The organism is Flavobacterium sp. N2038, from assembly GCF_025947185.1.
Lineage (GTDB): Bacteria > Bacteroidota > Bacteroidia > Flavobacteriales > Flavobacteriaceae > Flavobacterium.
This window is the reverse complement of the sequence record NZ_CP110001.1, coordinates 4,452,327-4,472,516: the sequence shown is the minus strand read 5'-3', so window position 1 is coordinate 4,472,516 and position 20,190 is coordinate 4,452,327. Positions and strand designations below refer to the sequence as shown.

19 protein-coding genes are annotated in these 20,190 nt (G+C 32.7%); 12 read left to right on the top strand and 7 right to left on the bottom strand.

The genetic code is table 11. The features are described 5' to 3' along the window. Positions 1 to 43: 43 nt before the first annotated feature. From OLM51_RS19560 to clpX, 3 genes are all read left to right on the top strand, one after another. Positions 44 to 1,366 (top strand): trigger factor, encoded by a 1,323-nt coding sequence (locus tag OLM51_RS19560; RefSeq protein ID WP_264552250.1) that lies wholly within the window; start codon positions 44 to 46, stop codon positions 1,364 to 1,366. A 331-nt stretch (positions 1,367 to 1,697) separates the two neighbouring features. After that, entirely contained in the window at positions 1,698 to 2,372 is a 675-nt protein-coding gene (clpP, locus tag OLM51_RS19555) for an ATP-dependent Clp endopeptidase proteolytic subunit ClpP (protein WP_089054473.1), read from the top strand. A gap of 182 nt (positions 2,373 to 2,554) precedes the next feature. Further along, positions 2,555 to 3,787 carry an ATP-dependent Clp protease ATP-binding subunit ClpX gene (gene clpX / locus OLM51_RS19550; protein WP_264552249.1) on the top strand — a complete coding sequence of 411 codons (1,233 nt, stop codon included), beginning with the start codon at positions 2,555 to 2,557 and terminating at the stop codon, positions 3,785 to 3,787. Positions 3,788 to 3,872: 85 nt separating this feature from the next. On the opposite strand, the gene OLM51_RS19545 is transcribed toward clpX, so the two are convergent. Together OLM51_RS19545 and OLM51_RS19540 are read right to left on the bottom strand one after the other, a co-directional pair. Beyond that, complete coding sequence (locus tag OLM51_RS19545; protein WP_264552248.1) at positions 3,873 to 4,334, bottom strand: hypothetical protein; 462 nt, start codon at positions 4,332 to 4,334, stop codon at positions 3,873 to 3,875. A 58-nt stretch (positions 4,335 to 4,392) separates the two neighbouring features. After that, a complete protein-coding gene (locus OLM51_RS19540; protein WP_264552247.1) occupies positions 4,393 to 5,358 on the bottom strand; it encodes a GlxA family transcriptional regulator in 966 nt (321 codons plus the stop codon). 140 nt (positions 5,359 to 5,498) lie between these two features. On the opposite strand from OLM51_RS19540, the gene OLM51_RS19535 reads away from it, so the two are divergent. From OLM51_RS19535 to serB, 7 genes are all read left to right on the top strand, one after another. Continuing rightward, a complete protein-coding gene (locus OLM51_RS19535) occupies positions 5,499 to 5,909 on the top strand; it encodes a VOC family protein (RefSeq protein WP_264552246.1) in 411 nt (136 codons plus the stop codon). A 19-nt stretch (positions 5,910 to 5,928) separates the two neighbouring features. Further along, complete coding sequence (locus OLM51_RS19530) at positions 5,929 to 6,333, top strand: SRPBCC domain-containing protein (RefSeq protein ID WP_264552245.1); 405 nt, start codon at positions 5,929 to 5,931, stop codon at positions 6,331 to 6,333. 43 nt (positions 6,334 to 6,376) lie between these two features. Continuing rightward, on the top strand, positions 6,377 to 6,781 hold the full coding sequence (locus OLM51_RS19525) for an SRPBCC family protein (RefSeq protein WP_264552244.1): 405 nt from the start codon (positions 6,377 to 6,379) through the stop codon (positions 6,779 to 6,781). Between the two features lie 111 nt (positions 6,782 to 6,892). Then, positions 6,893 to 7,300: a VOC family protein gene (locus tag OLM51_RS19520; protein ID WP_264552243.1), complete on the top strand. Its 408-nt coding sequence runs from the start codon at positions 6,893 to 6,895 to the stop codon at positions 7,298 to 7,300. A gap of 2 nt (positions 7,301 to 7,302) precedes the next feature. Next, the gene (locus OLM51_RS19515; protein WP_264552242.1) at positions 7,303 to 7,740 is read left to right on the top strand and encodes an SRPBCC domain-containing protein; all 438 of its coding nucleotides are present in this window, start codon (positions 7,303 to 7,305) and stop codon (positions 7,738 to 7,740) included. Positions 7,741 to 7,774: 34 nt separating this feature from the next. Further along, on the top strand, positions 7,775 to 8,218 hold the full coding sequence (locus OLM51_RS19510; protein WP_264552241.1) for a VOC family protein: 444 nt from the start codon (positions 7,775 to 7,777) through the stop codon (positions 8,216 to 8,218). Positions 8,219 to 8,378: 160 nt separating this feature from the next. Continuing rightward, a complete protein-coding gene (gene serB, locus OLM51_RS19505; protein ID WP_264552240.1) occupies positions 8,379 to 9,608 on the top strand; it encodes a phosphoserine phosphatase SerB in 1,230 nt (409 codons plus the stop codon). Positions 9,609 to 10,175: 567 nt separating this feature from the next. Here serB and OLM51_RS19500 read toward each other — a convergent pair. Beyond that, on the bottom strand, positions 10,176 to 10,628 hold the full coding sequence (locus OLM51_RS19500) for a hypothetical protein (RefSeq protein ID WP_264552239.1): 453 nt from the start codon (positions 10,626 to 10,628) through the stop codon (positions 10,176 to 10,178). A 33-nt stretch (positions 10,629 to 10,661) separates the two neighbouring features. Next, the gene (locus OLM51_RS19495; RefSeq protein ID WP_264552238.1) at positions 10,662 to 12,170 is read right to left on the bottom strand and encodes a GH3 auxin-responsive promoter family protein; all 1,509 of its coding nucleotides are present in this window, start codon (positions 12,168 to 12,170) and stop codon (positions 10,662 to 10,664) included. Positions 12,171 to 12,410: 240 nt separating this feature from the next. On the opposite strand from OLM51_RS19495, the gene OLM51_RS19490 reads away from it, so the two are divergent. Continuing rightward, entirely contained in the window at positions 12,411 to 13,205 is a 795-nt protein-coding gene (locus OLM51_RS19490; RefSeq protein WP_264552237.1) for a DUF2797 domain-containing protein, read from the top strand. A 293-nt stretch (positions 13,206 to 13,498) separates the two neighbouring features. Then, positions 13,499 to 14,536 carry a glycosyltransferase family 9 protein gene (locus OLM51_RS19485; RefSeq protein ID WP_264552236.1) on the top strand — a complete coding sequence of 346 codons (1,038 nt, stop codon included), beginning with the start codon at positions 13,499 to 13,501 and terminating at the stop codon, positions 14,534 to 14,536. A 46-nt stretch (positions 14,537 to 14,582) separates the two neighbouring features. Here the strand turns inward: OLM51_RS19485 and OLM51_RS19480 are convergent, their stop codons facing one another. The 3 genes from OLM51_RS19480 to sppA form a co-directional block, all read right to left on the bottom strand. Further along, positions 14,583 to 17,183 carry an AsmA-like C-terminal region-containing protein gene (locus OLM51_RS19480; RefSeq protein ID WP_264552235.1) on the bottom strand — a complete coding sequence of 867 codons (2,601 nt, stop codon included), beginning with the start codon at positions 17,181 to 17,183 and terminating at the stop codon, positions 14,583 to 14,585. Between the two features lie 166 nt (positions 17,184 to 17,349). Next, the gene (locus OLM51_RS19475; RefSeq protein ID WP_264552234.1) at positions 17,350 to 18,297 is read right to left on the bottom strand and encodes an alpha/beta hydrolase; all 948 of its coding nucleotides are present in this window, start codon (positions 18,295 to 18,297) and stop codon (positions 17,350 to 17,352) included. Positions 18,298 to 18,310: 13 nt separating this feature from the next. Continuing rightward, entirely contained in the window at positions 18,311 to 20,068 is a 1,758-nt protein-coding gene (gene sppA / locus OLM51_RS19470) for a signal peptide peptidase SppA (RefSeq protein ID WP_264552233.1), read from the bottom strand. Positions 20,069 to 20,190 lie beyond the last annotated feature (122 nt).

Here is a 20,190-nt window from a genome sequence, read left to right as displayed (position 1 = left end):
ATAATTTTGCGACCCAATTTTATTATGTAAATTAAAGAAGAAGATGGATATTAAAAGAGTAGCAATAGATGCAGTGAATGAAACGATTGTAATGACAGTTGTTCACATGGATTATAAAGGTCAAGTAGCAAAAAGAATTAACGAAAAAATGCCTTTGGCTACCGTTAAAGGTTTTAGAAAAGGGCAAGTTCCTAAAGACCTTGTTGAAAAACAATACGGAAAAGCAATTAAGCAGGAAGAAGTTAAAAAAGTAGTTGATTTGGCTTTAGAGCGTTTTGTTCAATCTGAAAGATTAAACCTTTTAGGAACTCCTCTTGCTAAAGAAAACGAAAACTTTGATTGGGATGCAGAAGAACTAACTTTCGAATATGAAATTGGTTTAGTACCAAACTTCGAAATTGATTTAGAAGCAAAAAATAATATCGTAAAATACATCGTTACTGCCGATGATAAATTAATCGACGGACAAGTAGAGCGTATCCAAAAACAATTCGGAAAAGCAATTCCTCAGGATAAAGTTGAAGCTGATTCAGACTTAACTGGAACTTTCGCAAACGAAGAAAAAGGAATCAACAATACAACTACAATTTCTGTATCTACTTTCAATAAAAAAGCAGGTGATAAATTCATCGGTAAAAAAGTTGGAGATGTTGTTACAGTAAGCACAAAAGGTTTATTTGAAGACGATCACCAATTAATGGATTACTTAAAAGTAGCTCATGATGATGTTCACGGTTTAGATATCGAAGTAAACTTTACAATCGAAGCAATCAACGGTGCTGAATTGGCTGAATTAAACCAGGAGTTATTCGATAAACTTTTTGGTGAAGGAAAAGTAGCTTCTTTAGAAGATTTAAAATCTAAAATTAAAGAAGATGCTGAAGCTCAATTCGCGCAGCAAGCAGATCAAAAATTATTATTAGATGTTCAGGATTTCTTGATCGAGAACACTAAATTTGATTTACCTTCTGAATTCCTTAAAAAATGGTTACAAACTGTTGGAGAGAAAAAACTTTCTGCAGAAGAAGCTGAAGTTGAATACGCAAGATCTGAAAAAGGTTTACGTTTTCAATTAATCGAAGGAAAAGCAATGGCTCAAAGTAATATTCAAATTACATTTGAAGACTTGAAAGAGTTTACATCAGGTGCTATCAGACAACAAATGGCTCAATTTGGACAAACAAATCCAACAGAAGAAGAAGTTCAGGGAATCGTGGCTAGAGTTTTATCTAACCAGGAAGAAGTGAAAAGACTTTCTGAGCAAGTTGTAGCAGCTAAATTGTTGGAGATTTTCAAAGAAAAAGCAAACCCAACAACTAAAGAGGTTACTTACGAAGAATTTATTGCAGCTTCTTACGGAGAATAAATTTTAGTCTGAAAGTCGAAAGTTGTAAAGTCAAAAGTTAAGATGGAGGCTTCATTAACTTGATTTTAAAAATTAAGATTTTATTACAGAAACTGAAAGATAAAAATAATTATATTTGAACGTCAATGGAAGTTTTTCTTCTATTGACGTTCTTTTTTTGTTTCAGGTTTCAGTTGGTGAACGTTTCTAAGTTTTAAAAAAAACTTAGAATCTTAGCAGCTTAGAACCTTAGTATCTTAAAAAAGAAGACAAATTGACATTCTTTTTAAAAAGGTATGACCTTTGAAGAGAATAAAAATATATACACCAAATAAACGTAAAACAGATACATATGAACTACGGTAAAGAATTCAAAAAATTTGCTACAAAGCACCAAGGAGTAAATGCTATGTACTATGACAAAATCATAGCAGCAATGAATCCAACTAATATGACTCCATATATTATCGAGGAGCGTCAGTTGAATATTTCTCAATTAGACGTATTTTCAAGATTAATGATGGACAGAATTATTTTCTTAGGAACTGGTATCGATGACCAAATCGCTAATATCGTTCAGGCTCAGTTATTATTCTTAGAAAGTGCTGATGCATCAAAAGATATTCAGATTTACTTAAACTCTCCGGGAGGAAGTGTTTATGCAGGATTAGGAATTTATGATACCATGCAATACATTAAGCCAGATGTTGCTACAATTTGTACAGGAATGGCAGCTTCTATGGGAGCAGTTTTATTATGTGCAGGAGCAGCAGGAAAACGTTCGGCTTTACCACATTCAAGAGTAATGATTCACCAGCCATCTGGAGGAGCACAGGGAGTTGCAACAGATATGGAAATCAACTTACGTGAAATGTTGAAATTGAAAGATGAATTATACAATATCATTTCACAACATTCAGGACAAACTTTTGACAAAGTGCACAAAGACAGTGAGCGTGATTACTGGATGATTGCAGATGAAGCAAAAGAATACGGAATGATTGACGAAGTATTAAGAAGAGGATAATTCTTAAAGTTAAAGTTTGTTTCAGGTTTCATGTTTCAAGTTTATCAAGCAACTTGGAACATGAAACCTGAAACTTGAAACAAAAAAATAAAAAGATTAAGCTGTAAGGAGTTAAGTTTTAAAGTTTTAATTAAAAAGCTTAGAAACTTAGTATCTTTGCAGCTTAGTAACTTAAATAAAGAATGGCAAAAGTAGTATTAGAATGTTCGTTTTGTGGAAGAAAAAAGCCAGAAACTAATTTATTAATTGCGGGTATTAATGCACATATCTGTGATAAGTGTATTGAACAGGCACACGGAATTGTATTAGAAGAATTAAAATCAAGCGGAAGCGCAAAACTTGTTGGTGATTTAATTTTAAAGAAACCAAAAGAAATTAGAGCTTTCTTAGATCAATATGTTATTGGACAAGATCAGACAAAAAAAGTAATGTCGGTTGCAGTTTACAATCACTACAAACGTTTAATGCAACAGCAATTAGATGATGAGGTAGAGATTGAAAAAAGTAACATCATCATGGTGGGTCAAACCGGAACAGGAAAAACATTAGTAGCAAAAACTATTGCAAAAATGTTAGACGTTCCTTTGGCTATTGTTGATGCAACTGTACTTACAGAAGCAGGTTATGTAGGAGAAGATGTTGAAAGTATTTTGACACGTTTGCTACAAGCAGCTGATTATGATGTAACCAAAGCTGAAAGAGGAATCGTATTTATTGACGAAATTGATAAAATTGCCCGTAAGAGCGATAATCCATCCATAACACGTGACGTTTCTGGTGAGGGAGTTCAACAGGCATTATTGAAATTATTAGAAGGAACAGTTGTAAACGTACCGCCAAAAGGAGGACGTAAACACCCGGATCAGAAATTTGTTGAGGTAAATACTCAAAACATCCTGTTTATCGCCGGAGGAGCTTTTGATGGAGTTGAACGTATTATTTCGAAACGTTTAAACCGTCAGGCTGTTGGATATTCTACTTCAAAAAATGTAGATAATATCGATAAAGACAATTTATTGCAATATATTATTCCAAAAGATATTAAAGATTTTGGTTTGATTCCGGAGATTATTGGTCGTTTACCAGTTTTGACACACATGGATCCTTTAGATAGAGAAACATTGCGTGCAATTTTGACACAACCAAAAAATGCATTAGTAAAACAATATCAGAAATTATTCTTAATGGATGAGGTTGAATTTAGTATTACTGATGAAGCATTAGATTTTATTGTTGACAAGGCATTAGAATACAAATTAGGTGCACGTGGATTACGTTCGTTATGCGAAGCAATCTTAACAGATGCAATGTATGAACTACCAAGTTCAGACGATAAAGTTTTATCAATCGATAAAGATTATGCAGAACATACTTTAAGCAAAAACTTATTGAAGCGAATGGAAATTGCTTCTTAATAAATTTTGTGAATTAAATAAAAAAAAAAACACCTGACATAATATTTGTTAGGTGTTTTTTTTATGTAATAAAATACGATAAAAATTATTTGACAATTTTTAAATAAGGAACTATATCAGTTTTTAATTCATTATTAAACCAAATTGTTTTTTTAGAGACAGCGTTCTTCGTTCTGTTGAATTCAATTTTTATGATGTCAGTATGATTCTCATCCCACTGAATATAGGTTTCCGGATATTTTTCGTCTTCAGAATCGTTTAGGAAAATTCTCATGATTGTACGATTATCTTGTTTGTAAATTAAAAAATTACCAGGATAATCAGTACCATTGGGCTTTTGAATTAATTTACCGCCGACTAAGTAAAGTATTTTTATTTTACTTTGATCAAAGGCATCAGAATTAATGGGATCTAGTAAGTCGTGACCATTTGAACCAGTGATACTTATGTTTAAAGACGTATCAAAATCGAATCCATTTATAATTTCATCTGAGTTACAGCTAAATAAAGTAAATGTAAGTAAACAAATAGAAATAATTTTTTTCATTTATTATAATGGTTTAGAATAGTTTAAGTAAATATAGGAAAAAAGAGATTAAATGTTTTTATTGTACTCTAAACTTCTCACGATATTCAATAGGTTTCATTCCGACCATTTTATAAAATACTTTTCTAAAAGCTTTAGGATCATTATATCCTGTTTTTTCAATTATTTCTGAAATCGAAAGTTGTGTTTGTTCCAAATATTTCTTTGAGCTTTCAACCCTAATATTTTGAAGATATTCTATGGGAGGAATTCCGGTAACTTGTTTAAAACGGCGTGTCATGTTTCTGGTACTGGTTGGGATATCTTTAGTGATTTCTTCCAGTTTTTCTATACTATGATATTGGCTTTCGATTTTTTGCTGCAGCATCGCAACCAAAGTATCATTATGCAAATGATTAGGTCTGAAAGTGCTAAAATAACTCTGTTTATATCGGTTTAAATCGATTGAGAAAATCTTCGCAATTTGCACCGCAATTTCATTTCCGCAATATTTCTGCACCAAAAGAATCAGTAAATGAAAAGTTGAGGTAGAGCCGCCGCTGGTATACAAACTTCCGTCGGCCGTTAGAGTTTCCTCTGGTTTTAATTTAACCATCGGAAAAGCCTTTGTAAAAGCACTGCAGGCATCAACATGTGTAGTTGCTAATTTTTCATTTAGCAGACCTGATGCGGCAAACAAAAATGCTCCGGTACAAAAACTTGCCAGTTCTGCTCCAGCCTGATGTTGTTTTTGCAGCCACGGAATAAAATTTTTATTCTTTGCAATCATTTCGCTCATATTGTCTGTCGTAAAAGCAGGAATTAAAATTAATTCTGATATTTCGTCAGATCCTTCAATAGAGTTGGTTTCATATCCAAATAAGCGATCCTGACTGATTTGTTCGGCCAATTGAAAAATCGTAATTTCAAAAGGTTTCTCTTTCTCTTTACTCAGTTTGTTGGCAGTTTCAAAAACTTCTAAAATCGCTGCTATACTTAACAATTTATAATCGTGCGGAACAATTAAGGCTACTTTTTTAGTCATGATTTTTGCTTTTTTGTAAAATAACTTCCTTACAAAAGTATGAAAAATGTCTTAAATGCCCCTAAAGTTGACTTTTAATGTATCATTTAGATAATGGTAATATTTTAAATTTGTTTTGATTAATTCGTAATTTTATAAACATGAAAACAAAGATATTCTTAAATCTTGCCGTAAAAGATTTAAATCGTTCAATTGCTTTTTTTACTCAGTTAGGTTTTTCGTTTAATCAAAAATTTACTGATGACAAAGCAACTTGTTTGGTAATAGGAGAAAATATAAATGTAATGCTTTTGCTTGAAGAGTTCTACAAAACATTTACCAGTAAGCAAATTTGTGATACGACTACAACTGGTGAAGTTATTATTTCTATTTCGGTAGAAACTCGTGAGCAGGTTGATACATTGATTGAGAAAGCGCTTAAAGCCGGTGCAACAGATTATATGAAAGCGCAGGATTATGGCTGGATGTACCAAAGGTCATTTCTTGATTTAGATGGACACCATTGGGAACTTTTCTTTATGGATGAAAGTAAGATACCGGCTCAGATGTAATTATTTTAAAGGAGCAAAAATGATAACAGTCCAAAATACAATTAATGCAGCTGTAGAAAAAGTATGGGAACTTTGGATTACGCCCAAACACATACAAAATTGGAATTATGCTTTTGACACTTGGCATACTCCCTTTGCAGAGAATGATTTGAAAGTAGATGGCAAGTTCCGATATGAAATGGCAGCAAAAGATAATAGTGCCGGTTTTGACTTTGAAGGAGTATATACTAAAGTAGAAAAATTCTCATTGATCGAATATAAACTGCTAGACAACAGGACAGGAAGTGTTTATTTTGAGATTGATGGGGATCAAGTGAAAATTACAGAAGTTTTTGAACCTAATGCGACAGATGTTGTAAGTATGCAACAAATGTGGTGTCAGGCTGTAATCGATAATTTTAAGAAATATGTTGAGAGTATTTAAGAGAAAATTAAAATAAATAATTTAAAACTAAAATTAATATATAATGATAACAGTAAAAAGTACAATAAAGGCATCTGTAGACAAAGTGTGGAATTTTTGGAACTCTCCGGAACATATTTCAAAATGGTGTTCGGCCTCTCCGGAATGGCATACACCATATTCTGAAAATGATTTAAGAGAAGGAGGAAAATTTAAATCGACAATGGCTGCCAAAGACGGAAGCATGAGTTTTGATTTTGAAGGAGAATATACTTTGGTCAAAACAAATGAAGCTATCGAGTATGTAATGGGTGACGGAAGAAAGGTTGAAATTAGTTTTACCGAAACACCAAATGGAGTAGAAGTAATAGAAAGTTTTGATCCCGAAACACAAAATCCGGAAGAAATGCAAAGAGGTGGCTGGCAGGCTATTCTTGACAGTTTTAAGAATTATACAGAAAGCAATTAGCTTTTAAGCTCTAAGTAGCGAAGATTCAAAGATTAAAAATAGAGACTATATAGATTAGTGTCTATCATTTAATTATAGTTTAAATAATTTTCTAACAAAAAATATCAAACAATGACAAAACAAATCTGGTTGAATCTACCGGTTAAAGATGTTGCAAAAGCGAAAAAATTTTTCTGGGAAATTGGTTTTTCGTTTAATGAGCAACACGATACGCCAAGTTCGACATGCATGGTAGTTGGTGAGGGGCATTTTGTAGTTATGCTTTTTGAGGATTCACTTTTTACAAGTTTCTCTCAAAACAGTTTAACAGACACTAAGCAAAGTTCTGAAGTTTTGATTTCTATAGATGCCGAGAGTAAAGAAGAAGTTGATGAACTGGCAAAAAAAGTACAACATGCCGGTGGTGAAATTTTTAGCCCTCCTGCAGAAAGTCAGGGATGGATGTATGGTTTTGGCTTTTCAGATTTGGATGGTCATCGTTGGAATGTACTATTTATGGATTTTAGTAAATTATCTTAATTATGGAAACTTTAGAATTTACAATCAAGATTAAAGCACCAGCTGAGAAAGTTTGGAATGTTTTATGGGATGATGAAACGTATAAAAAATGGACAAGTGTTTTTTGCGAAGGTTCACATACCATAACCGACTGGAACGAAGGTGATAAAATACATTTTATGTCTCCAAATGGAGAAGGAATGTATAGTGTAATCGAAACCAAAACGCCAAACGAATATATGGCCTTTAAACATATAGGCGAAATAAAAGACTTTAAAGAACTGCCTCTTAATGAAGAAACAAAAAATTGGACAGGTGCAATGGAGACCTATCGTTTAATTCCGGAAGAGGAATTTACTTCTTTGATTGCTCAGATAGATGTAGTGGAGAAATATCTAGATTACTATAAAGAAACTTTTCCAAACGGATTGGAGAAGGTAAAAGAACTTTCAGAACAATAAAAAGCAAAAAATAACAACAAAAAAACAAGAAATCATGACAACAGTAAATCCTTATTTAGTTTTTAATGGAAATTGCGAAGAGGCATTTCTACATTACAAATCCGTATTTGGAGGGGAATTTCCATATATCGGAAAATTTAAAGACATGCCTGCTGCTGAAGATGGTGGCTGTACTGAAGTTTCAGAAAAAGATGCCAATCGTATTATGCACGTTTCACTACCAATTGGAAATACTATTTTAATGGGAAGTGATAGCAGCGAACAATCCGGTGATGTGAAATTTGGAGGAAACTTTTCTGTTTCGGTTAATGTAGAAAGCACAGAAGAAGCAGATCGAATTTTCAATGGACTTTCAGAAGGTGGAAACGCTTTTATGCCAATGAATAAAACATTTTGGGGGGCTTATTTTGGAATGTTCACAGATAAATTTGGTATCAACTGGATGGTGAACTTCGATGAGAATCAGCCAGGTGCATAAACGAAAAAGTTACGTTATTCTAATAGCGGAACATAATTGTTAAATTACTCAGAAAAGCACATAATGATGTGCTTTTTTGCTGTAAAAAAACAACTGTTATTCTTTTTTATCACCAAGAGATTGTCGATTTTTGTCGCTTCATAAAATCAATTCAGATAAAATGGCAATAGAGAATAAAGAAATTATTTTATTAAAAGTTTCAGGACATGATAAACCAGGAGTTACCGCTGGTTTAACAGCGGTGTTAGCGGCTTATGATGCTATTATTCTGGATATTGGGCAAGCCGATATTCATGACACACTTTCTTTAGGAATTTTGTTCGAGATTGAAGCGGGTTCTACCTCGGGGCCGGTTTTGAAAGACTTGCTGTTTAAAGCTTATGAATTGGAAGTTAAAGTAAAATTTATTCCAATTTCTCTTGAAGATTACGAAAATTGGGTAAAAACACAATCCAAGCAGCGTTATATCATTAATATTTTAGGCGAAAAATTGGCTGCTTCACAATTGGCTGCAGTAGCAAAACTTTTGTCTGATCAAAATTTAAACATCGTTTCTATCATAAGATTAACCGGTAGAACTTCTGTTGTAGAAAAAGAAGAATATCCAAGATCTTGTATACAATTATCACTAACAGGAGATATTGTCGATAAAATTGCCATGACGGCAAGTTTTATGGAAATTTCCAGAACCTTAAACGTAGACATTTCTTTTCAGGAAGACAATATTTACAGAAGAAACCGCCGTTTAGTGTGCTTCGATATGGATTCAACTTTAATTCAAACCGAAGTTATTGATGAACTGGCAGAATTAAACGGAGTTGGCCCGCAAGTACGTGCTATCACAGAATCTGCCATGAATGGAGAAATAGATTTCAACGAAAGTTTCAAACAACGTATGGCTTTGCTGGAAGGATTAAGTGAAGAAGTTTTGCAAAACGTTGCAATCAATTTACCTATAACACAAGGTGCACATCGATTGATGAAAGCCTTAAAATATTATGGTTATAAAACCGCAATTCTTTCAGGAGGTTTTACCTATTTTGGAGACTATCTTCAAAAAGAACTGGGAATCGATTATGTACACGCCAATCGATTAGAGATTAAAGATGGTAAACTGACGGGGAAATATTTAGGTGATATCGTAGACGGACAAAAGAAAGCGGAATTACTAAAAGCTATTGCCGATAAAGAAGGAATTCATATCAACCAAACCATTGCTGTTGGTGATGGTGCAAATGATTTACCAATGTTGAACCTGGCTGGTCTGGGAATTGCTTTCCACGCCAAACCAAAAGTAAAAGAAAGTGCTTCAACCTCAATCTCAAGTTTAGGGCTTGATGGAGTTTTATATCTTTTAGGATATCACGACCGATATATTGATATGATGTAGTCATCAATGTTGACGGCATTTTTGTCATTTCGACGTAAGGAGAAATCTTCGCAAGTAACTCCACAATCAAAATAAAACACAAACCTTAGTTTTCAATAAAGACTAAGGTTTTTTTATGGGCATGTCCCGCCGAAAAAGGCGGGTCGGGCTATCCGTTTCAATCTTTTTGTTTTTAAAGAAAAAACAAAAAGGATTTCCACTTCTATCCCTCATGCGATTCGGTGGAATTATGCTTTTAAAAGATTATTTAAAAATCAAACCCGACAGGTTTTTAAAACCTGTCGGGTTTCTATACTATATAAAAAAATCGAGAAATTCTCGTGGAGAACTTTTATGACATCTCCTTCAGCTGTTCCAAATAATCTCTCTGATTAGAATGAATTGCCTCCTGCTTTAACTGGAGGGATATTGAATGAAATAAGTTTTTTGGCTTTAGCCAAATTATTTAGCAATGTAGAATTCGGTTAAAGCCAGAGTAAATATATTACGACCCCTAGCTGAAGCTAGGGGCAATAGAAAAATAGATATTGAAATTTCGTGGAAATTTGTGAAATCCTCGCTATTGGTTTAGTCTTTTTGCGTGATCAATTTATTCATTCTTATTTGGAGATCTGTATTTTTGCCATTTATAGGCCAGTGCATTGTAATATTATAAAATCCAAGTTCTAAATAATCAAAGAGTATGTGATTTCTATATTTGTCTTTTAATTGTTCTTCAACAATTTCTGGATTACAAATAAAAATGTTACCTAACACATCTGCGGGACTTTCGTTTGCAGAACCGGAAGATTTTATAATCATTTCTAAAAAAATTTCTAGAAGTTCTTTGTCTTTAGTTTCGCAGATTAAAGTTTGAATTTTGATTAATGTTGGATTTATCTTTTGATCAACATAGTCAATTGAAAATTCTGGTTTATTATAATTGTTGCCATAATCGGTAATTATTTTTATGCATTCTTCTTTGGTTTGAGAGAATGTTTGAAATGAAATAAAAAATAATATAATCCAGATTTTTTTCATCAATTTTTATGATAATAATTTTGTCAAATAAATCTACATTTCCTTCAACTGCTCCAAATAATCTCTCTGATTAGAAAGTCTTGGAATCTTATGTTGCCCACCCAGCTTGTCTCTTTCTTTAAGCCAGTCATAAAATAAGTTTTCACGAGCTACATTAATCACCAAAGGATTTAGTGTCATATTGTTGTAGCGTTTCGCTTCATAATCAGAATTTAAAGTCTGTAAAGTTTCATCCAGAACTTTTTGGAAAAGACCTACATCGGCAGGTTTTTTCTTGAATTCGATCATCCATTCGTGAGCGCCTTTTTCTTTATCCTGCATAAAAATTGGAGCGACGGTATAATCAATAACTTCGGTTTGAGTAACCAAACATGCTTTTGCAATCGCCTGATCGGTATTTTCGACCATTAACTCTTCACCAAAAACATTAATATGATGTTTGGTTCTGCCGGTAACTCTTATTCGATAAGGATTCAAAGAAGTAAAACGAACGGTATCACCAATTAAATAGCGCCACAAACCAGAATTAGTCGTAATAACAATCGCATAGTTTTTATTTAATTCGACATCTGCCAAACGAATCACTTTTTGATTAGGAGTTCCAAAAGTTTCCATTGAGATAAATTCGTAGAAAATTCCGTAATCCAGCATCAGCAATAAATCACTTGAATTGTTTAAATCCTGAATGGCAAAAAAGCCTTCGGAAGCATTGTAAATTTCGTAGTATTTAAAATCTTTACTCGGTAATATTTTCTTGTATTGCTCTTTATAAGGAGAAAAACTTACGCCACCATGAAAATAAACTTCAAGATTTGGCCAAAGTTCCAGTAAGTTTTGATTGCCGGTGTTTTCTAAAACTTTATTCATTAAAACCAACATCCAGGACGGAACTCCTGCAAAACTGGTTACATTTTCATTCTTAGTTTCATTTATAATGGCAGCAATTTTGGTTTCCCATTCACTCATTAGCGAAGTTTTGCTGCTTGGCGTACTACTAAATTCTGCCCAAATTGGCATATTCTCAATTAAAATAGCCGATAAATCTCCAAAGAAAGTGTTGTTGTTTTCATAAATCTGAGAACTTCCACCTAAACGAAGACTTTTTCCTAAAAACAATTCAGAATCTTCATTATTATTCAAATACAAACAAAGCAAATCTTTACTGCCTTTATAATGGCAATCTTCCAGAGCTTCATTACTTACCGGAATAAATTTACTTTTGGCATTTGTTGTACCGCTTGATTTAGCAAACCATTTTATAGGGGTTTCCCAAAAAACACCTTGCTCACCCTGACGAGTACGTTCAATTAAAGGCTGTAGTTCTTCATAACTCGATATTGGCACTCTTTCAGTAAAAGTCTGATAGGAATTTATCGATGCAAAATCATATTTTTTACCAACAACAGTATATTCTGAGGCAGTCAGTAAATTATGCAACAGTTCTTCCTGAACTTCATTCGGATATTTAAGAAAAAGTTCAATTTGGTGTATCCTTTGCTTGAGGACCCAAGAGGCGAAAGAGTTGATAATTGATACGGGCATGAAGATTTTATATTTTAGATTTTGAATTTTGTCCGGGAACAAAACGCATAAATTTAAGATTTGAATATCGACAGACAAATACTAACTTTGTCCTTATATCAAAAATAGTGTTTTTTTATAAAAAACGGCTCTATTTACAACAAAGATTCCAAATCATAACCTGAATTTTTAACAATAAAAACTCTAAAATCTTCAGGTTATTGTAAGATCTATAACAAGCAATCTAAAAATTAAAGCCTTATGCAATATCAGGGAGTACTTACAAAAATGCAGACTGAACTGGGAGACCCAATTCAATATTATTTAGTTTTCGAAGACAGTTTTTTGAGTATGAATCAATTATTGGATAAAGAAATTGAAATTAATTTTGTTGGTTACCAATGTCTAAATTGCAATAAAAAGAAAAAAATATACCGTCAGGGTTTTTGCTATGAATGTTTTTACTCGAGTGCTGCTGTTGGAGACTGGATTATGAGACCTGAATTAAGCACTGCTCATTTAGGAATCGCAGATCGTGATCTTGAATATGAGCAAAAAGTACAATTACAGCCCCATATTGTTTATTTGGCTATTTCAAGTGAAGTAAAAGTAGGGGTAACCCGCAAAACACAAGTACCAACTCGTTGGATCGATCAGGGAGCAGATCAGGCAATTTCTATTGTTGAAGTTCCAAACAGATATTTGGCCGGAATCACTGAGGTGGCCTTAAAAGATCATTTTACAGACAAAACAAACTGGCGAAAAATGCTGCAACATACTAGTACAGATTTTGATTTAATTGCCGAAAAAGCAAAAGTAGAAAGCTTGATTCCTGCAGAAGTTAAAGATTATTTTTACAGTCAGAAAAACGATGTTTATGAATTAAAATATCCTGTTTTGAGTTATCCTGCAAAAATTTCGAGTTTAAATCTGGATAAGACACCTTCTTTTTCGGGGAAACTGAAAGGGATTAAAGGGCAGTATCTAATCTTCGAAAACGGTACTGTTTTCAACATACGTGGCTCAGAGGGTTATGTTGTGGCGATAAATGTATAAAGCTTTTTTTGACTTATTATTTTTGTAATTACTTGATAATTTGTTGATTATAAATAATTTGATTAATTTTATTACATAAGTAAATTGCATTTGTATGTAGATGTTGAAACATTTGATTACAATTTTGTAATAATTACTTATTGAAATATTTTAGTTTTAAAAAATGGGATTAACTAGTTTAGTTCCAGTTCTTTTAGAACGGTTTTTCTCTTAAATAAAGGAAAAATTTTAATCTGTAAATTATTTATAAGATGAATGTTTCACGTAAAATTAATTCCTTTAGAAGATCAGTAATGAACTTACTGACGAGGAATATAGGTAAGTCAAAAGTTGACCAGAATATTGTTTTGCTCAACAAATCAGAAATCAAAAGAGTTTTGGTATGCAGACCAAACGGGAGATTAGGAAACCTTTTACTGATAACTCCTTTGCTTCAGGAAATAACTTCAACGTTTCCAAATTGTAAAGTCGATTTGTTTGTTAAGGGAACATTAGCTCCAATTATTTTTGAGAACTATGAGAATGTCGAAAAGATAATAGATTTGCCTAAAAAGCCTTTTAAAAGCTTACTCGAGTATATCAAAGTATGGTTTGTGATCAAAAACGGAAAATATGATCTTGCAATAAATGTTGATCAGAATTCTTCATCAGGAAGATTAGCTGTTAAGGTGGCAAATGCTAAATATAAATTCTTTGGAGATTTTCCCGACAGTCAAATTGATCTTAAACCTGATTATGAGCATATCGCAAAATATCCGGTTTATAACTTCCGAAATTATCTTACGACATTAGGAATAGAAAAAAGTAACCGAATAATTGCTCCTGTAGACCTGAAATTAAATTCATTTGAATTAACGGAAGGCAAAAAAGCACTTGATCAACTGGTTCCTAATTCTAAAAAAACAATCTGTATTTTTACTTATGCTACAGGAGCAAAATGCCTTGAAGAAAATTGGTGGGAAGTTTTTTATAAAGATCTGAAAAGGAAATATAAAGACTACAATATTATAGAGGTTCTACCTGTCGAAAACGTTTCTCAGATTGGCTTTCAGGCTCCATCGTTTTACAGTAAAAATATCAGAGAAATTGGAGCGTTGATTGCAAATACAGAATTGTTTATTGGTGCCGATAGTGGTATTATGCATTTAGCAAGTTCGGCTCAGACTCCAACAGTTGGATTGTTTTCGGTTTCTAATTTAAAAAAATACGAACCTTACGATAACAGCAGTATAGGAATAAATGTTTATGACTGTTCCAGAAATGATTATTTTAAAATCTTCAATAGTATTTTAAACAATGGCAGACTCAATATATATTCCAGAGCAGTTTAATAAAAAAAAGGGTCAATCGATTAGATTGACCCTTTTTTGTAGAGATTTAATTTTTCTTCTTAAATAATCCATTTAGTAAATCACTTGCTTTTTTAGTGACTTCCTGAGTTTTTTGTTCCTTTTCAGTTTTTGCAGCCTGAGTAGTATCTTTTGCTTTAGTGTTTTTGTTGATTAAATCATTTAAAGCCGAAGTACCTTTTTGAGTTAATTTTTCCTTTTGCTGATTAGCAACCTGAGAAGCTAAACTGCTAACGGCACTTTTCATATCAGTACTAATTTTTGGACTAGAAAAGTTACCTGTAATCATCGCGTTAATTGGAATATTTTCCAGTTTGGCAGCATCAGCAGGGGACATTTTTGATATAAATGCATTTGCCTCGCTTCCTAAATATTTAGCAGGAACGTCAAGTTTTAAGTTGTAATTCATAGTCTGATCAAAACCATGAGTTCCGCCAACGGTAATTTTAATATCCTGATATTTGATGTCAAATGGTTTCACATTAACTTTTCCATTCTCAAAAGTTAAAGCCGCTTTAATATCATTTAAATTCACCTTATTCATATCGATAAATTTAATGTTTGAGCCTAAAGCATTCAATAAAGTGGAATTTTTAGCATTTACAGTAGATGAAAGCAATTGTCCTAATAAATCTCCCGAGATTGAACTTAAATCCGGAGTTAATTCTTTTGAATCTAGTTTTCCGTTTAATTTAATTGTAGAATTTAATTTTCCGTTGATGATTCCGGCAATAGGAGCAATTTTTTTCATCATGTCTAATTGCGTGAAAGTTTGTGCAATATCAACCTGATTAAAGCCTAAATTCATGTCAAACGTAGGTACTTTTTCTTTTGTAGAAACAGCTCCGGTTAAACCAATAGTTCCGCCAAAAATAGAAGTTTTAAAGTTTTCTAAAAGTGCTTTTTCATCTTTAATAATCAATCTTCCGGATACATCTTTCAGTTTTAAATTATCGTATAAAACCGTTGTTGCCTTAGCATTTAACGTGCAGTTTAAGAAAGCGGGAATTTTCATTGCCTCAGCTGGTTTTGCTGCAGTTTTTGTTTCTGCTTTTGCAGGTTCTCCGGCAGTCATAAAGTCATCAACTGCAAGCTGATTTGAACTCATATTGAAATTACCTCTTAATTCCTGCTTTTTGAACATGAATCCGTAGAAGTTTTCTAAAACTCCATTAATCGCAAGATCACTTTTTCCGGTAGTTGCATTAAATTGCTTTAAGTTGATTTTACTCGGATTAAATTCTACCAATGCCGTACTGATATTCATAGATTTGTTGTTCTCATCAGTATATTTGAACCCTGATAAACTCATTGTTCCGGCATTTTTGATGTTTTGATATTGGCTTTTTTCAACAGAAGCCATATCAAAATTTGTAGTAACGTCAGCTTTCAAAATACCAGCAAGAGGCTTATCCATTTTAATTGGATATGCTTTTGAAAGATTAGCCAGGTTGATTGTTCCCTTTAAAGCGGCATCTACAATAGGATTTACTGTAATGTTTTTAATATTTGCTTTTGCATTAAAAACATCCTGATCAATTCTGAAAGACAGTTTATCTAAATTGACGTAGGTATCATTTAGAATCCCTGTTTCGTTGATAATTTTTGTATCAATTACAATATTCTGAACCGATTTGGGTAAGTTAGGATATTGAAAAGAAGCATTGTTTGATGCAATCGCAATGTTGAATTTAGGAACAGTAGTATCTGTAAGTTCTCCTTTTGCAAAACCTGCAACAGTAAAATCTCCAGTAGTTTTTACACCATCTAAACTTGAGGCATAAGCAGATGGAATTAATCCTAAGAAATTGGTAAATGAAGAAGTAGGTGTTTTAAACTTTAAATCATAAATCTGAGCTTTATCTGTCATTTGAATAAAACCATCAAATTCTAAAGGCAATTGGTTGATTAAAGCTTTGTTTTCCTTAAAAGTATATTTGCTTTGGTTTAAATCAATTCCTAATACAGCATCCAAAGTCAGTTTTACATTTTTCATGTAATTGATTTTGTCCATATCTAAAGATACTTTTGCTGTAGATTTTGTTGTAAGATCTAATTTTGAGTTGGTAAAATCTCCGGTTCCTTCATGATTTAAACTATCAATTACCATTTTAATCTTAGAACCCTGATCAATATATCTGAATGTAAAATTCTCGATTTTATAATTCTGAATTTTTAACGAAAGGGGTTTGCTGTTATCGTCTTTCTGAGTTTCTTTTTTGTCTTTTAAAGCAATATCAAAGTTTCCGACACCGTCTTTATTAAAAATAATATTGATTAAACCATTTTCAGAAGTAATTCCCTGAATGCTTAATGGTTCTTCTTTTCCTTTAAAAAGCTCTTTTACACTCATTTTTAAATTCAATTCACCCAATGAAACAAGAGTGTCTCCTTCAAAAGGGGCTTTGTTTATAATAACAAGTTTTTCGATTCCGACAGTAGCATTCGGAAAGTTTCTGAACAAACTTAAATCAGCATCTGCGAAGCTTACTTTGGCATCAACGCTTTCGTTAATAGCATCAGCAATTTTAGCTTTTATCTGATCCTTGAAGAAATAGGGGATGGCAAATAGTGCGGCCACGAAAACCACGAGCATAATGGCGGTTATTTTTAAAATTTTCTTTAACATAATTTATAGATTTGAGGGTTTACTTAAAAATCAAGTTATGCAAAAATAGTTTTTTTTGCTACAGTTTGCAGATAAAGTTTTCTTAAAAATGTAAGAATTGTATTAATTTTTAATAAAAAAAATCCGCTTGAAATTTTCAAACGGATTTACGATTTTGATATTGCATCTATTTTTTAATAAATGAAACAATCTTATTTACCATTGTTTCTGAAATCGGAAGGGTTTCATTATTGTAGCTTTCCATATTGGCCTTATTATCTCCATCGATAATTTTCATGATATGATTCATTTTATCAATGATTATTAATTCAGAATTTTTGTTGGCCTGCGCTAGATTTTCAGCATCCTTAACCATCACCTGCAAATCATTACTTCCCTGTACGATTAAAACTGGTACAGTCAACTTTTTTATTTCTGCTTTAGGATCATATTTAAACCATGAAATCAGATAAGGCTGAATACTTGGTCTGAAAAGCGAATTAAGAAGCGGATCAACTTTGTTTACTTTATGACCACTTTTTAAACTGTCTATGATCGGGAAAGTCATTTCTTCTATCTGTTTATTTGATTTTGAAGCAATTTGTGACTTTATTAATTGATCTGCAGATTCACCGGCTCCTGCTATAGAAATGAACTTATTTGCTTTTGCACCGGCAATCATTCCAATTAATGATCCTTCGCTGTGTCCAATAATTGTTAATTGTGAAAAACGTTTATCCTGTTTTAGAAAATTAATCCAGCTTTTGGCGTCCTCGGTATAATTCTCAAAAACCAAACTAGATTCTGTTATGGCAGAAGCTTTGCTTTCTCCAATTCCTCTTTTGTCATATCTTAATGATGCAATTCCGTTTTTTGCTAAAGCCTCGGCCAGCATTTTTAAGGAATTGTTTTTCATCATCGGATTGTTTCCGTTCCTGTCTGTTGGGCCGGAACCAGTAATTAATAAAGCGACCGGACATTTTTTTATATTATCCGGAACTGTGAGCGTACCATAAAGCTGATCAACATTGATTTTTAAAGTAACATTGGTTTCTTTAAAAGTATCCTGATTATTGGTTTGTGCATTTACAATGGAGAAAAACAGTACGCTTACAAACAAAAATAAATTTTTCATTTTTCGGATTGAATTACTTAATGTTGATTTCAAATGGCATCATGGCCTGAACTCCTTTTTGCTTTTGAAGTTTTTTAACCTGCTCAATAAGCATATAGTTTTCGTCTCCGATTTCTTCTTTTATAAACGCTTCTTTAGATTGTGCAAAAGGCATTTTTGATAAAAGATCTCCAACTGTTTTCTCATACTCAGGATAATTTTGAGTACTGTATGTTTTTATTTTAGCGATTTTGGCAGCTTCAGCTATAGCATCATTTAATCCGCCAATTTTATCCACCAGACCAATTTTTACAGCTTCAGAACCAGACCATACTCTTCCTTGTGCAATGGCATCAACTTGAGCAAATGTCATTTTTCTGCCTTGAGCAACATGAGTTACAAAAGTGTTGTAAATGTGCTCAACACCTTCTAAAGTAAAAGCTTTGAATTTTTCATCAACAGGCACAAATGGACTGTAATTTGCAGCGTTTTCATGTGTTTTTACCTGCTCTGTATTAATCCCTAATTTATTAGCCAACGGACTAAAATTTGGCAATATTCCGAAAACGCCAATAGAACCTGTAATGGTATTATTTTCGGCGAAAATTTTGTTGGCATTACAAGCAATATAATAACCTCCGGAAGCAGCATAATTACCCATAGAAACAACTACAGGTTTTACTTTTTTTGTTATTTCAATTTCTCTCCAGATTAAATCAGAAGTTAAAGCACTTCCACCCGGACTGTCAATTCTTAATACAATTGCTTTTACATCTTCATCTTTTCTGGCTTCTTTAAGTGCACGTCGCATAGAGCCTTCACCAATAACAGTAACATCTCCTTCACCGCTTTCTATTTCGCCCTGAGCGTAAATAATGGCTATTTGATCATCAGCCGTATTCGTTAAGGCTGTAGTGATATTGTTTTGAGTATAATCTGAAATTGAAATTTTATTATATTCATCATCTCCGGTTACTTTCAATGCTTTTTTAATAGCATCGTGATATACATCTTCGTAGGCAATTATATCAATTAAACCGTTAGCTTTCGCCATTTCCGGAGTTCTGGCCAATAAGCCGTTTGCAATTTCATTAAGTTTTGGAAGCGGAATATTTCTGCTTTTAGAAATATCGGCAGAAACTGTCGCCCAGATTGAGTTTAGTAATGCTGTAACTTGCTCTCTGTTGGCATCACTCATTTTGTTTTCTAAAAAGGGCTCAACGGCACTTTTGTATTTTCCGTGACGAATCACTTCCATATGGATACCGGATTTGTCCTGGAAATCTTTAAAGAACATTACTTCAGAAGAAAGTCCTTTAAAGTCTAAATCGCCCGCAGGATTTAAATAAACAGTATTGGCTACAGAATTTAGATAATATTCTTTTTGAGAATAAGTATTGGCATATGCCCAAACAAATTTCCCTGATTTTTTAAAGCTTTCAAGTGCATTTCTTAAATCTTTATATTGAGCAAGTCCTAAAGAAGATTCATCATTTAAAATAGAAATTCCTTTGATGTTATCATCTGTTTTTGCCGCTTCAATTGCATTGATTATATCTGTTAATCCAATTCCTTTTTGTTCAGAAAAAATGGTAACCCATGGATCTTTATATTTACCGGCATAGTCATTTTTGATTTCTTTCAGATTTAGTTCAATAACAGAATCTTTTTTGACTGATACACTTTCTTCACCTCCAAAAATGGCTCCTAAAAGAATTACTCCAAAGAAAAACATCATTATAAATACAAAAATACCAATCACTGTGGCAATTACATTTCCTAAAAACTTCATACGTATATTTTTTTAATAAGTAGTGTTAACAGATAATATGTTACAATTTTTAACACATAATTCTATAATCAATTCTATGTGTCGTTTCACAAATATATTGGTTAATTCTAAAATAGTTTTAG